This is a genomic window from Glaciihabitans sp. GrIS 2.15 (genome assembly GCF_035984695.1).
Lineage (GTDB): Bacteria > Actinomycetota > Actinomycetes > Actinomycetales > Microbacteriaceae > Lacisediminihabitans.
In genome coordinates this window covers 48,281-62,595 of the sequence record NZ_JAXCHU010000003.1, presented here as the reverse complement: position 1 = coordinate 62,595, position 14,315 = coordinate 48,281, and the positions used below count along the sequence as shown (strand labels likewise).

The window sequence follows — 14,315 nt, the reverse complement described above, 5'->3', positions numbered from 1 at the left end:
ATGCCCCTTAAGATAGAAAAGCACAGCATCCGCCACAAGCCAGGAGCAGTCTCGTGACGTCCACCCCCACTGAAGAACGCCGACCGGCATCGCGATCGAGGGTAACCCTCCTGATCACGCTCGCCGTTGTTGCGGTCCTCGTCATCCTCTTCTTCATCTTCGCAAGTCTCTACACCGACTGGCTGTGGTTTGAGCAGCTCGGTTTTCTCAAGGTGCTGACCACCCAGTGGGTTGCGAGCACGGTGATGTTCTTCATCGGATTCGTGGCCATGGCCGCTCCGGTATTCGCCAGCATTCAGATAGCATTCCGCGGTCGGCCGGTCTACGCAAAGCTCAATGCGCAGCTCGATCGCTACCAGCAGGTGATCGAGCCTCTTCGTCGCCTTGCGATGGGAGGCATCCCCGCAATTCTCGGCCTTTTCGCCGGAGTCGCGACCTCATCCCGCTGGCAACTTGCTCTCGAGTGGATCAACGGCGTGCCCTCAGGCAAGCTTGACCCCCAGTTTCACCTCGATGTTTCCTTCTATCTCTTCGCGCTGCCGTTCTACCAGGCCGTCGCCGCGTTTGCCTCGGCTGTCGTGCTCATTTCGGCCATCGCAGCGATCGCAACCAGCTACCTCTACGGAGCACTGCGCTTCAACGGCCGCGAGGTACGCATCTCGCGCACTGCGCGTATTCAGCTCGCCGTCACCGGCGCGGTCTACCTCCTCCTCCAGGCGGCGAGCATCTGGCTTGACCAGTACGCCACGCTCAGCACCAAGACCTCGAGCACGCTGTTCGAGGGGGCGTCATTTGCCGACGCTAACGCGGTCATCCCCGGACGCCAGATACTCGCAGGCATCGCCGCCGTCGTGGCGATCCTATTCGTCATCACGGCGGTCATCGGACGCTGGCGCTTTCCCCTCATCGGCACCGCGTTGCTGCTGGTGAGCGGCCTGCTCATTGGATCGGTCTACCCCTGGGTGATACAGAAGTTTCAGGTGGAGCCGAACGTGCGCACGCTCGAAGCTCCTTATATCCAACGGAACATCGATGCCACGAGGGATGCGTACGGCGTCGCTGGCGTGCAGGAAGAGGCCTACTCGGCCAAGACAGATGCCAAGCAGGGTGCGTTGCGCAACGACGCCGAGACCACCGCGAGCATCCGCATCATCGACCCCGCGGTGGTATCCGCTGCCTTCGGCCAGCTCGAGCGCATCAAGCAGTACTACCAGTTCAACAAGTACCTGGATGTGGACCGCTACACGATCAACGGAAAGTCGCAGGACACTGTGATCGCCGTTCGTGAGCTCAACCAGTCCAACACCAACGCGGCTCCGAGCTGGTACAACAACACGCTCGTCTACACCCATGGCTATGGTGTGGTCGCGGCCTATGGCAACCAGCGCTCGACCGAAGGCCTCCCGGTCTTCCTGGAGTCGGGCATCCCGGTGACCGGCGCGCTCGGAACGTTCGAGCCGCGCATCTACTTCGGGGAAGAGTCTCCGCAGTATTCGATCGTCGGTGGCTCAAAGGGGGGAAGCAAAGTTGAGCTCGACTACCCCGCGGGGGACTCGAACGCCAACCAGAACGCCACAACGACCTTCGCGGAAAATGGCGGGCCGAAGCTCGACAACCTTTTCAAGAAGCTCATCTATGCCGTCAAGTTCCAGTCGGAGCAGATCTTCCTTTCCAACGGCGTCAATGACAAGTCGCAAATCTTGTACACCCGTAATCCGGCGGATCGTATCCAGAAGGCTGCTCCGTACCTCACCCTCGACAGCGACCCGTACCCGGCCGTTGTGGACGGTCGCGTGAAATGGATTGTGGACGGCTACACCACGACCGCAAATTATCCGTACTCGGCTGTGCAACAACTCAGCAATGCGATCGCAGATACCTACACGCCAGCCCCGCAGCTTGCGCTGGATGATGTCAACTACATTCGCAACTCTGTCAAGGCCACTGTCGACGCCTATAGCGGCAAGGTGACGCTCTACGCCTGGGACGTCAAAGATCCGATCCTCAAAACCTGGCAGAAGATTTATCCGTCAACCGTGAAGCCGATCAGCGAAATCTCGTCGGACCTCATGAGCCATGTGCGCTATCCGGCCGACCTGTTCAAGGTGCAGCGGGAGATCCTCGGTACATATCACGTGACCGACCCCAGCACCTTCTACTCCGCCAGCGACGCGTGGGTCACGCCGAACGATCCGACCAAGGAGGCCGAGATCGCGAAGCTTCAGCCGCCGTACTTCCTGACGATGAAGCTTCCTGGTGCCACGAAGCCGGCGTTCTCGCTCTACTCCACCTACATCCCGAGCTCGAAGGGTGCCGGCACTAGCAATATCCTCACCGGCTACCTGGCGGCGAATGCGGACGCCGGCAAGGTAAAGGGCGAGGTCGCGTCCGGCTACGGAAAGCTCACCCTTCTCGCCCTCCCGAAGCAGAACTCGGTGCCCGGCCCGGGCCAGGTGCAGAGCAACTTCAATACCGATACCGCGGTCGCTAATCAGTTGGCTCTGCTTCAGCGGGGTAACACCAAGGTCGACCTTGGCAACCTGCTGACCGTGCCCGTTGGGGGCGGTCTGCTCTACGTGCAGCCGGTCTACGTCAAGTCAAACGCGGAGACGAGCTATCCGATCCTGCGCAAGGTCCTGGTGTCTTTCGGTGACAAGGTTGCATTCGAGGACACTCTGGACGCCGCGCTCAACACTCTGTTCGCGGGAAACTCAGGCACGAGTGCGGGTGATGGCGGAGTGGCTCCAACACCGTCGCCGTCGCCGTCTCCGGGCACCGGAACAGGCACGGCTCCCGGCACTGGTGTGCCGAGCGCGGAGCTCAAGGCTGCTCTCGCTGACGTGCAGTCCGCTCTCACCGCCCGTGCTGCCGCCCTCAAGAGTGGAGACCTCGCAGCCTATGCCACGGCGGATGCTTCGCTCGTGACGGCACTGAATAAGGTGTTCGCTCTCAACAAGTAAACCGACCTCCAACCCCGTGGTAGGCTCTTTATGTGCCGCGGGGTGGAGCAGTTCGGTAGCTCGCTGGGCTCATAACCCAGAGGTCGCAGGTTCAAATCCTGTCCCCGCAACCAGTAATTGAAAGGGCCCTGTCATGGACAGGGCCCTTTTCCATTCCTCCTGACTACACCTTTGACTACGCTGCGGTCGAGTGTGCGGCGAAGCGTGCGAATCCATCGCCGCTGTCGGGACCAGCGTTCATTAGCGCGGCGACATCGACCGCGACGCGCGGGTTCGAACAATGCCCCGACGGAGGCAATCGCGGACGGCATGCTCGATGCGCGCGTGAAGCTGCCGTTCGTTCAGTCTGGACAGGTCGTCGGACAAGTTCGCGGACTAGCCGACTGGCACGCCGAGGTCGTCGGACCCACTCGCTAGATTGAGCTTGAGGCTTCCCCAGACGAATTGAGTGCATCTGTGTCGAACGACGACGTACAAGTCAGCAGTATCCAGGATGTGCTTGAGCAGTACCGCAAGGTCGCGTTCGATGAGTACGACAAGGGCGCGCACTTCGAGCGCCTGATGGAGGCGTTTCTCCAGACCGAGCCTCAGTACGAAGCGCTCTACGACGAGGTATGGCGCTGGACGGAGTACCCCGAGCGCGGCATTCGCACCGACACCGGGATCGACCTGGTTGCGCGAAACCGCGACACCGGGGACCTTACGGCGATCCAGTGCAAGTTCTTCTCACCGAAGACCACCGTCACGAAGGCGATGCTCGACTCGTTCCTCTCCGCCTCAGGCAAGAACACTGCAGAGGGAACCCCGGAGTTCGCATCCCGGCTTATCATCTCGACATCGGACACTTGGGGTAAGAATGCCGAGGATGCGATCCTCGATCAGTCGATCCCGGTCGAGCGACTTCGTGTCCAAGACCTCGATGAATCCTCAATTGACTGGGCACAGTTCGTATGGAGTAAGCCCGATAAGCTCGCGAAGAAGAAACACAAGTCGCCGTTCGACTACCAACGGTCTGCAATCGACGATGTGGTCACCGGCTTCGGTGAAAATGATCGCGGCAAGCTGATCATGGCGTGCGGTACGGGCAAGACCTTCACATCGCTCAAGCTGGTCGAGGAGGTTGTCCCTCTCGGTGGCACGGTCCTGTTTCTTGTTCCGTCGATCGCGCTGTTGTCGCAGACACTCAAGGAATGGACGATCGAGGCGGAAGCCCCACTACGTTCGTTCGCGGTGTGCTCGGATGTGTCGGTCGGCAAACGGCGCACGGACGAGGACATCCCGGTAACTGACCTTGCGTTCCCCGCAACGACCAACGCCACGGGGCTGGTGAAGCAGTTCACCCAGGGCGATGGCTCCGACCGCATCACAGTCATCTTCTCGACCTACCAGTCGCTTCCGGTGATCTCTAAAGCGCAGCGTCTCGGGCTGCCCGAGTTCGACTTGATTGTCTGCGACGAGGCGCACAGAACGACCGGCGCTGCGCTGGCTGAGGACGATGAGTCCGCGTTCATGAAGGTGCACGACCAGGGCTTCGTCGAAGGCAAGCGTCGCCTCTACATGACGGCAACGCCGCGCATCTTCGCGGATGGCACCCGCAAGAAGGCAGACGAACTTGGGGCGAAGCTCGCAGACATGGACGACGTGACCATCTATGGTCCGGAGTTTCACCGTCTCGGGTTTGGCGAAGCGGTCAACATGGGTCGCCTAACTGATTACAAGGTGCTCGTACTCGCAGTTGATGAAGGTTTTGTCGCTCGGGAGTTTCAGTCGCTCATGTCGAGCGATGGCTACGAATTAGCGATGGAAGACACCGCCAAGATTGTCGGAACGTGGAACGGGCTCGCGAAGCGCTCCGTGATCCCCGGCGAGTACGGCGATGATCCGTCGCCGATGACCCGCGCGGTGATGTTTGCCAAGGACATCAAGACCTCTAAGGCGCTGTCATCGACGTTCCAGCAAGTAGTCGAGGGTGAGATCGAGCGCTTGGCGAATATTGGCGAAGACACTTCTGGGATGCTGCACGCTGAGTCACATCACGTCGACGGCACGCAGTCGATGCTCGTGCGCAACAAGGAACTCGACTGGCTGAAAGCGCAGTCGCCGGAGAACACTGTCCGCATCCTCTCGAACGCGAAATGCCTTTCCGAGGGAGTGGACGTTCCCGCGCTTGACGCGGTGTTGTTCATGAACCCGCGCAAGTCGGTCGTGGACGTGGTGCAGTCCGTTGGTCGCGTCATGCGCAAGATGAAGGGCAAGAAGTTCGGCTACGTCATCCTGCCGATAGGTGTTCCGAGCGGTGTCGCTCCCGAGGATGCGCTAAACGACAACGACAAGTACAAAGTGGTCTGGCAGGTGCTCCAGGCTCTTCGTGCGCACGATGAACGGTTCGACGCCGAAGTCAACAAAATCGACCTCACGAAGAAGACCGACCGACTCATAGTCGATGTCATCGGCACCGGGAGCGCGCGCGGCGATGACGACGACGAAGCCGACGTAGCGAAGAAGGGCGCTGACAAGATTCATGCCCAGACAACCCTCGATTTCTCCAAAATCGAGGCATGGCGGGACGCAATCTTGTCCAAGATCGTTCAGAAGGTAGGTGAGCGCCGTTACTGGGAGAACTGGGCTAAGGATGTCGCGGCGATCGCTGCAGCTCACACGACCAGAATCGAAGCACTCGTCAACGGTGACAACAAGCTCATCCGCGATGAATTCGCGGCGTTCACCGAAGGGCTGAGAATGAACCTCAACCCAGACATCAGTGCCGACGATGCAGTTCAAATGCTCTCTCAACACCTCATCACGCAGCCGGTATTCGACGCACTCTTTGAGGGATACGCGTTTAGCGAGAGCAACCCGGTATCGCAGGTAATGAACGCGATGGTCGCGGTACTCGATGGCGAGAACCTAGAGAACGAGACGAGGACCCTCGACAAGTTCTACGAAAGCGTCCGGAACCGCGCTTCAGACATTGACGACGCGGGCGCAAAACAAACAATCGTCAAGGAGTTGTACGAGAAGTTCTTCTCGACTGCATTCTCGAAAACCAGCGAGAAGCTCGGAATCGTCTACACGCCGAACGAGATTGTGGACTTCATCATTCACAGCGTCAACGACGTGCTTCGCGATGAGTTCGATGCGACTCTCTCCGACGAGGGCATCCACGTCCTCGACCCATTCACGGGCACCGGCACGTTCATGGTCCGGCTGCTCCAGTCGGGGCTCATCAAGTCGCATGACCTGGCGCGCAAGTACCGATACGAACTTCACGCCAACGAACTGGTTTTGCTCGCTTACTACGTCGCGGCGATCAACATTGAGGAAACGTATCACGCTCTCCAAGGTGGAAATTACGTGCCGTTCGACGGCATCGTCCTGACCGACACGTTCCAAATGTTTGAGGAGGACGATGAGGATGAGCTCGCGGGAGCAGCGTTCTTCCCCGCGAACAATGAGCGAGTAATTGCTCAGAAGGCTCGCGATATTCGCGTGGTCATCGGCAACCCGCCGTACTCGAAGGGGCAATCGTCTGGCAACGACGACAATGCCAACAACGAGTACAAGACCCTCGACGGGAATATCCGCGCGACTTATGCTAGGCGTTCGACCGCGACCAACAAGAACAACCTCTACGACTCCTATATCCGGGCAATCCGCTGGGCGTCAGATCGTATCGGTGACCAGGGTGTTGTGGGGTACGTCTCGAACGGGGGGTTCATCGACGGGAACACGGCGGACGGTCTCCGCCTCAGCCTGATGGACGAGTTCACCACTGTCTACATTTTCAATCTGCGCGGAAACACAAGGAACTCAGGGGAGAAGGCGCGACGGGAGGGCGGACAAATTTTCGGATCGGGGTCACGCGCCACGATCGCCATCTCAATCCTCGTGAAGAATCCGACACAGACAGCGCCCGGAAGCCTTTATTACTTCGACATCGGCGACTACCTGACACGAGATCAAAAGCTCGCCAAGATCGAGGACTTCGCGTCCGTCGCGGGTATCCCGTGGAAGCAGATCGAAACGTCCCCGGAGGGTGACTGGATCAACAAGCGCAACGATGACTTCGCTCAGTTCGCGCCGATCGGTGAGAAGGACAAAGCGAAGACCCGCGAGACCAGGGTGTTCGGATCTTACACGGGCGGGCTCAAGTCGAGTCGTGACTCGTGGGTTTACAACTTCTCCGCGCAACGAGTCATCGACACCGTGTGCTCGATGGTCAGTTTCTTCAACTGTGAGGTAGATCGTAGGAAGGTCGCGATTAGTACCGGTCAAACCTTCAAGCGCGATCCCGATGCCACAAAGATGAGTTGGAATCGGGTCGATGCAGTAAAGCTGGAGCGAGGCGAGAAGCTTCCCTCTGCGTCGATCGTTCCTCGGGTCGCGATGTACCGCCCATTCCAGAAACAGCATGTTGCTTTCGATCGTGACCTCAACGACATGGTCTACAGGCTCAACGAAGTGTTCCCGACACCGGAAGCCGAGAACGTGGGCATTTACTATGTCGGGGCTGGATCTGTGGTGCCGTTTTCTGTCTTGATGCTCGACTGCTTGCCCGACTTGCATGTCACTGGCGCTGGAAGCGGGGGACAATTCTTCCCGCGTTACAGCTATCGAAGCATCGTCGCGGATGCGGCCTCCCTCGATGTGTTTGGTGATGGCAGCAACCCGACCTTCGAGCGCACGGACAACATCACCGACGAGATTCTGACCGACTTCAAGCAGGCCTACGGCAAGGTGACGAAAGACGAAATCTTCTTCTACGTCTACGGGCTGCTGCACTCTCGCGAGTACCGAGCAGAGTTTGAAGCCGACCTCATGAAAATGCTGCCGCGCATCCCGAAGGTTGAAGGGTTCAAGGAGTTCGTGAAGGCGGGACGCGATCTCTCTGCGCTGCATCTCGGCTACGAGAGTGTGCGGCTTTACCCGTTGATCGAGAACGCCAAGCCGAACGCCTCGTTGCGCGTGACGAAGATGCGCTACGCGAAGGAAGGACGCCAGGACAACAAGACGACGGTCGTGTTCAACGATGACATCATGCTGACCGGCATCCCCGAAGAAGCTCAGGAGTACCTGCTCGGTTCGCGATCTGCGCTCGACTGGATCATTGAGCGGTATCAGGTCAAGACCGACAAGGCATCCGAGATCGTCAATGACCCGAACGCCTGGGGCGAAGAACACGACGACCCGCGCTACATCCTCGACCTCATCAAGCGGATCACAACAGTGAGCGTCCAGACCGTGAAGATCGTGAATGGGCTCCCTGCGCTGGAGGTCATTGGTGCTTGAGTCGTCGACCATCTCGGGGGTGGCGTGCTTCGGCACTGCGCCGCTCGCGGTGAAGCCTTTCGGGATTGCCACCTTCGTGTTCGGTCCCAACGGCTCAGGGAAGACCTCGATCAGCCGTGCGCTGGCAGACCCGTCGCGATTCCCGGGAACGAAGCATCACTGGACGGATAACGTACCGCTGGACGTCAAGGTCTACAACAAGGACTTCGTCGAGAAGGTGATCGAGCAGTATTCGCGGCTTGAGGGGGTCTTCCTTCTCGGCGAGGAGAACGTAGAAAAACGCACTGCACTTGAGGCGATAGTTGGGGAGAACGGCGAGAGGCCCAAGGCGGAGATGAAGAAGAAGCGAACCGCATCGAACCTCACGAAGAACCGCGACGAACTGACATCTGCGAAGCGTCGTCTGACCGATGATGCGTGGAGCAAAAGGAGTGATCTCGCCCCCGAGCTCACGATCGCTTTTGACGGATTCAACGGATCAAAGGAACGCTTCGTCACGAGACTGCTCGAAGCTGCGGAGGCAGTGTCAGAGGCCAGTGATGCCGACGAGGCTATGTTGATTGCCGAAGCGCAGAGCGTCTTTGATGACCAAGCGACGGAGGCGTCTAAGTTCCCCCCACTAACCGCAGTCATGGTCGATGCAATTTCCGGATATGAACTCTTCGCGCAGCGAGTGGTTGGTAGCGCGAATGCCTCCCTGAGCGACTTGGTGCAGCGGCTTGGAAACGCGGACTGGGTGTCAGCCGGTCGCAAGTACGTCGAGCACGCCGATGGCACTTGCCCGTTCTGTCAGCAGGAAATGCCTGCTAATTTCGCGCACCAGCTGGAGGCATTGTTTGACCGGTCTTACGAAGACCAGGTCGAGAAGCTCAAGCGCTTCGACGAGGCGTTCGCGAGGCAGTCCGAGGCGATCCTCGGAACGGTTCGTCGCCTTCTTGAGGGACACAACTGGCACCTCGACAGTGGGGCACTCGAAGCGCCAGCGGCAGCCCTCGAACTCGCCGTTGAGAAGGTGCGGGTGTCGGTTCAGCAGAAGCTCGCTTCCCCCTCTACGGAAGTCTCTCTTGACGACCTCACGCCCGAGATCGAGCGGATCAACGAGGTATTCACTTCGGCGAATGCCGGGATTGACGAGTACAACGCGCGCGTTCGGACGCGCGCGCAGGCGCGGCCGCTTCTGGTCGACAGATGCTGGAACTACTTTGCCGCTCGCGTCACGAACTCCGACCTCGCCGCATATCAGCGTGACGTAGACCGGCTCGAACCGGCGATCGCGGGTATCGAAGAGTCGTTTAATGCAGCCGAGGTCGAACTCGCTGACATCGTGCGTCGCGAGTTGGCTCTCAGCGCCCAGTTGGTTTCGAGCAAGCCGACGATCGAACGTATGAATCGAGTGCTCTCCGAAACTGGATTCACCTCGTTCCGGCTGGCTGCGTCCGACGAGCTTGACGATGGGTACACGATCACACGGAACGACGGTGCCTTTGACGCGGGCTCGCTCAGCGAAGGCGAGCGAACCTTCCTGTCGTTCCTGTACTACTACCACCTGCTTCGGAGCACCCGCACGGGCGGTTCGACGGCACCAATTCTTGCGGTGATCGACGATCCGATCTCCTCGATGGATAGCGATGTCATGGTGGTGGTGAGCGCGCTGATCCGAGGTCTTGTTGACGAGGCGATCAAGGGTGGCGGTCAGGTCGCGCAGGTGATCGTGCTGACTCACAACGTCTACTTCCACAAGGAGATCACCTACCAGCGCAGCCGGAAGCCCGACAAACGGCGGCGGTACTTCACAATCCGGAAGTATGCAGACCGTGCTCATATGGTCGAACCCTTCGAGGCGAATCCGATCAAGTCCTCGTATGGTCGGCTCTGGGACGAAGTGAGAAACGCAGGACGCGCCGGGGGCTACGAGACGCCTATCGGGCTAGAGAACACGATGAGGCGAATCCTGGAGACCTACTTCAATGTTCTCGGTGATGTCGGTCAGGACAGCATCCTCGACCAGTTCACCGGTGACGACCGGCTCATCTGCCGCTCACTGTTTATGTGGGCGAATGGCGGCTCGCACAGCATCTTTGACGACAACGATCATTCGCCGTCAATGCACGCCGTCGAAACCTATCTCAACGTGTTCGAGCGCATATTCACCGAGACCAGGCAAAACCAGCACTACGCCATGATGATGGCGCGTGAAGAACACCCGGCAGACGACCGGTCGGAAGTTCCTGGTCTCTAGTTCGTCAGGGCAGCGGTATTCCGCCTGGGTATAACGCCTTCAGGTCATCCGCCTCGCATCTGCAGTGACTTCCTGCTAGAAATGCTGATCAAGTGCCAGTCATCACCTTTTGTCGTATCGCGCCCTGATGGCAGTTGCCGGCTGTGACTGCAGATTTGACTACACCGCGGCCCCGCCACATCTTGGGGCGGATCGTTGCTGACGGCCTTTTCGTTGACCGGTGGGTTCACTCGGCACTGTCCCCGATGGTCGACAGCGTCTGCCCACGCCACAGTGTCTTGTTCGCGACATACTGGATATCTTCGTTGCTGCGGAATCACCCAACAACACCTGATCCGCGAAATGCTGGACGACAAGCCGGCCCTCGTCAAGAAGGCTGAAGAGAACGGCACGCTCCGGGCCCCGTCGCAACGATCGTCTGCTGTGGCCAAGCGCGATCGGGGACACCGCTACGGCGCACACATCGGTTGAGAAAACAGCGGTGCCACGAACGACGCAGACGGAGCGAGTCGATCATCGTCTGACAACGGTGCGCCGGCGTGGGGGAGAGAGAGAATTGACGGTTCGCTGCAGCCCATTGGAGACTAAGTGAATGGATTCCGAGTTTGAAGACCAGGCCATTGCTCGCGTGATCGAGCGTCTGTGCGAGAAGTTCCCCGCATTGGACCGAGACGAAGTTGAAACGGCTGTGCACAGTGCGCACGACGCCCTGGCTGGGAGCCCTATCCGCGACTTCATCCCGGTACTCGTCGAACACGACGCAAAAGGGCAGTTGCGCAAGAATAACGCTGGTCGATATTTGACCAGGAAAGGTTAGACGGCGGTCCTCTCGCTGCGTCGCGAGGTCCCACTATCAAGGTCCGGTGCTCGCAGCGGGCTACGTTTTGTCACGTGGACCCCGGCGAACCTGCATTCAGACGGCTGTCATCTGCCGTTTAGGGAGATGAAACCTTGGCGGATCACGATTGAGACCATGATTGCTGTTCGCTTGTCTATCGCATCCGTCGATTCACCTTTGTGGGTCAATGTCGTCCGCAACAGATTCGACCGTTTCCAAAAAGTACCCGTCTCCACCACGGAATCAATTGTCATCATTCCGCAGGTCGGAGCGATTCTCATTACCGACACTGGGCAGGCCCTGACCGTTCATGCAGTCGCACCCGATCAAGGCACCCTTGTTTTCATCCGGGATGCGATCGCACTCGAGGTCGGTAACGCCGTGCCCGAAACAGCGTTCGGCCACCGACTGGAATTGGAGTGGGACTACCCCCAGCAGATCCCCTTGCCCTTCCGCTGATCCCCCTCGACGTTCTCTCCACGCGCGGGGATCGACGGAGAGAGTTCACCGTCCGGGGCTTGCCGGGCCCAAGATACAGTGCTTGGCTGGAATCAGGTCGAAGGCAGAGCGGATTCGAGTCGATAAGGTCGAGCAACGGAGGACACAATGACGGCAATCCCCGGACATCGGGTGATCGTGTTCTTGCAAGAGAACAAAACCACTGACTTCTATTTCCCCTCCCTCGCCGCGTGGGGTGCTGTGGTCGCAGACACCGGGCCACGGCTCTCGACTCCGCCAAACTTTGACCAACCCCACGACCGCAACTCGTGGGTGCATTATTCGATGGGTGACTACCCGGCGCTGCCCGTGCAGATCGATAACGATCACGTCATCCCGTTCTACAGTTACCTGGCGAAGGAGTTCGTCTTCGCAGATCATCATTTCGGGTCCGGGTCGAACTCCACCCCCGGCCACATGCTCGCCATCGGCGGACAGATGCCGACGTTGAAGAACCCACCGTTCATCGGACCGCACCCGGTGTGGGATCTTCCCTCCATCTTCACCACCGCAGATGCCGGTCATGTTTCCTGGGCCGCATTCCCCGACCAGGGCGGGTACCCTACGAAGTTTTACGCCAGCTTGACCACCACACCGGGATCGGCAAACGTATTCCCGCCGAAAGACTTCATCCCGATGGCCAAAGCGGGGACCCTTCCCGAGATCTGTTACGTCTGGTCGCCTTCCGGGTACGACGAGCACCCCCCGCACGTAAGTGACCCCACCTACATCACCAAAGGGCACGACTTGGTCTGGGAGCGAGTGCAGGCGGTCATCGACGGGGGCGGCTGGGCCGACACCACCTTCATCCTCACCTGGGACGACTGGGGCGGCTACGCCGATTCAGTCCCCACCCCGGCGATCGAAACCGTACCAGACGCCCTCCACCCGCAGGGCTGGGCAGCGATCGGCGGCTCTCGCATCCCACTGATCATGTTCGGGGGGCGGGTCACCCAACAGATTGATTCCGAATGGCACTCCCACGCGTCGATTCCCAAGACGATCATCGACCTCCTGGGGTTGCCTCCGATGGGGGTTCCGCGCGTGGATACGGCACCGAGTCTCGCCCACCATGTGAGCACGACGCTCACCCGCACCGAGCCACCAGTACCGGGATCGACCATCACCCAACCGACACTGCCTGCACCCCGTCCCATTCCGGTTGCCCCGGCACCGTGGGCTAGTCCGCTCGGGCAGCAGATGCCCCCTCTGGTGACGCGCGATGGCTCAACGTTGCCCGCGCCAACCGACGGTCTGGTGAGACCCAAACCACCGAAAGCGCCCGTACTGAGGTAGCTCGAGCAACGTCAGACGGCGAAGTGACTTGGAGCTACGACCGCGCCTCGTAAAACGTCCCTAATTTGGCGCAGCCGCGCACGGGCTTCATCTCAGTTGCCTCGAATGGCCAGTCCCGTAGGAATGCCCACAGCACTCAGAACAGAGTTCGAAGAGGTGCTGTCGATAGGAGACAGAACGCCGAAGCGGTGCGCCATCATGGGGTCTCCGGCGATCGGTCGGCGAAACTTCGCTTTCGCGCCATGTTCGACGAGGATCGGCAGGTAGTCCCGGATCGGACTTCCTGCGATTGCTTGGTAGGCGTGGACAGGCGTGGACAGGCGTGTTCCGGCGCTGCCTTCTCGGGTCGTGGTGCACCCGAGAAAGTTGTCGTTCATGCATTGGACGCTGACCTGCCGTATGGCGGCCTTACCCTATGGCCATCCGACGAAAGTTGCTCAACATGAACCCTCAACCAAGAATGCGGCAGGCGATGGTTGGACGCGTTCTGGTATCTATCGGTCTTGCGGCCGCGCTCAGTTTAGGCATCACTGCCTGTTCGACCCGGGCTCCGCTTCCTCCATGTGAGCTTCGGCAGCATCAAGCAGATCAGTCTGGATGCGACCTCTACCCTTCACAATCGACGCCCCCTGAATCGACCGGGAGGTCCACGGTACCGACTAGCCAACCCGCCGCTGAAGCTCCTACGCAACACCCTGAATCCAATTCTGCGCCCGCGACGGCACGGCCGATCGCCCCAGCGCCAGCGCCTGCCACGGACCCTGTCACCGACCCTGCACCGGCACCTGTCACCGACCCGGCACCGGCACCTATTGATTTCTGGCTGGAAACCGACCCACCTTCGTATCATCGGGTCGGCACATCGCTATTGGTGACAGTGAGGTCGACCCGTGGTGCCGACATCGTGTATTTCAACGTCCGGTCCAGTGCGGGTGGGCAGGTTCTGTATGCAGTTCGGATTTCGGGGACACCCTTTAACGGAGTGTGGAGGGCGAGTTATGAGAAGTCATGTCCGCCCTGGGCCCAGCGTGGCGACGTGTTCGCATCTGCGACCGCAGCCGACATAGACGGCAACCGGCAAGGGAGGGGGGACGTTCAGATTCAATGCTGAACCCCCGCCCCCAGCGCTCACGGGGACTGTAATTACGCATGCGCAGACTCGATGCTGGTTACAGATTCGCCTACGTCTCGCCGC

At 59.6% G+C, this 14,315-nt stretch carries 7 protein-coding genes and 1 tRNA gene; 7 read left to right on the top strand and 1 reads right to left on the bottom strand.

Going from position 1 to position 14,315, the window contains the following annotated elements:
• Positions 1–53 precede the first annotated feature (53 nt).
• The 7 genes from RCH11_RS04915 to RCH11_RS04885 all read left to right on the top strand — a co-directional run bounded on the left by RCH11_RS04915 (position 54) and on the right by RCH11_RS04885 (position 13,120).
• The gene (locus RCH11_RS04915) at positions 54–2,960 is read left to right on the top strand and encodes a UPF0182 family membrane protein (RefSeq protein WP_327055879.1); all 2,907 of its coding nucleotides are present in this window, start codon (positions 54–56) and stop codon (positions 2,958–2,960) included.
• Positions 2,961–2,996: 36 nt separating this feature from the next.
• Positions 2,997–3,073, top strand: a tRNA-Met gene (locus tag RCH11_RS04910).
• Between the two features lie 343 nt (positions 3,074–3,416).
• Positions 3,417–8,249, top strand: a complete 4,833-nt coding sequence (locus tag RCH11_RS04905; protein WP_327055878.1) for a DEAD/DEAH box helicase — start codon at positions 3,417–3,419, stop codon at positions 8,247–8,249.
• Positions 8,215–10,488, top strand: a complete 2,274-nt coding sequence (locus tag RCH11_RS04900) for an AAA family ATPase (protein ID WP_327055877.1) — start codon at positions 8,215–8,217, stop codon at positions 10,486–10,488. Before RCH11_RS04905 ends, RCH11_RS04900 begins: the two co-directional genes overlap by 35 nt.
• 592 nt (positions 10,489–11,080) lie before the next feature.
• On the top strand, positions 11,081–11,305 hold the full coding sequence (locus tag RCH11_RS04895) for a three-helix bundle dimerization domain-containing protein (RefSeq protein WP_327055876.1): 225 nt from the start codon (positions 11,081–11,083) through the stop codon (positions 11,303–11,305).
• Positions 11,306–11,461: 156 nt separating this feature from the next.
• A complete protein-coding gene (locus RCH11_RS04890) occupies positions 11,462–11,785 on the top strand; it encodes a hypothetical protein (protein ID WP_327055875.1) in 324 nt (107 codons plus the stop codon).
• Between the two features lie 147 nt (positions 11,786–11,932).
• Positions 11,933–13,120, top strand: a complete 1,188-nt coding sequence (locus tag RCH11_RS04885; RefSeq protein WP_327055874.1) for an alkaline phosphatase family protein — start codon at positions 11,933–11,935, stop codon at positions 13,118–13,120.
• A 92-nt stretch (positions 13,121–13,212) separates the two neighbouring features.
• Here RCH11_RS04885 and RCH11_RS04880 read toward each other — a convergent pair whose 3' ends face one another.
• On the bottom strand, positions 13,213–13,497 hold the full coding sequence (locus RCH11_RS04880) for a three-helix bundle dimerization domain-containing protein (RefSeq protein WP_327055873.1): 285 nt from the start codon (positions 13,495–13,497) through the stop codon (positions 13,213–13,215).
• Between the last annotated feature and the right edge of the window lie 818 nt (positions 13,498–14,315).

Coding starts and splice junctions, on each gene's coding strand:
- RCH11_RS04900 (WP_327055877.1), top strand. CDS start 8,215: ATGGGCTCCCTGCGCTGGAGGTCATTGGTGCTTGAGTCGTCGACCATC.
- RCH11_RS04880 (WP_327055873.1), bottom strand. CDS start 13,497: ATGAACGACAACTTTCTCGGGTGCACCACGACCCGAGAAGGCAGCGCC.
- RCH11_RS04885 (WP_327055874.1), top strand. CDS start 11,933: ATGACGGCAATCCCCGGACATCGGGTGATCGTGTTCTTGCAAGAGAAC.
- RCH11_RS04890 (WP_327055875.1), top strand. CDS start 11,462: ATGATTGCTGTTCGCTTGTCTATCGCATCCGTCGATTCACCTTTGTGG.
- RCH11_RS04895 (WP_327055876.1), top strand. CDS start 11,081: ATGGATTCCGAGTTTGAAGACCAGGCCATTGCTCGCGTGATCGAGCGT.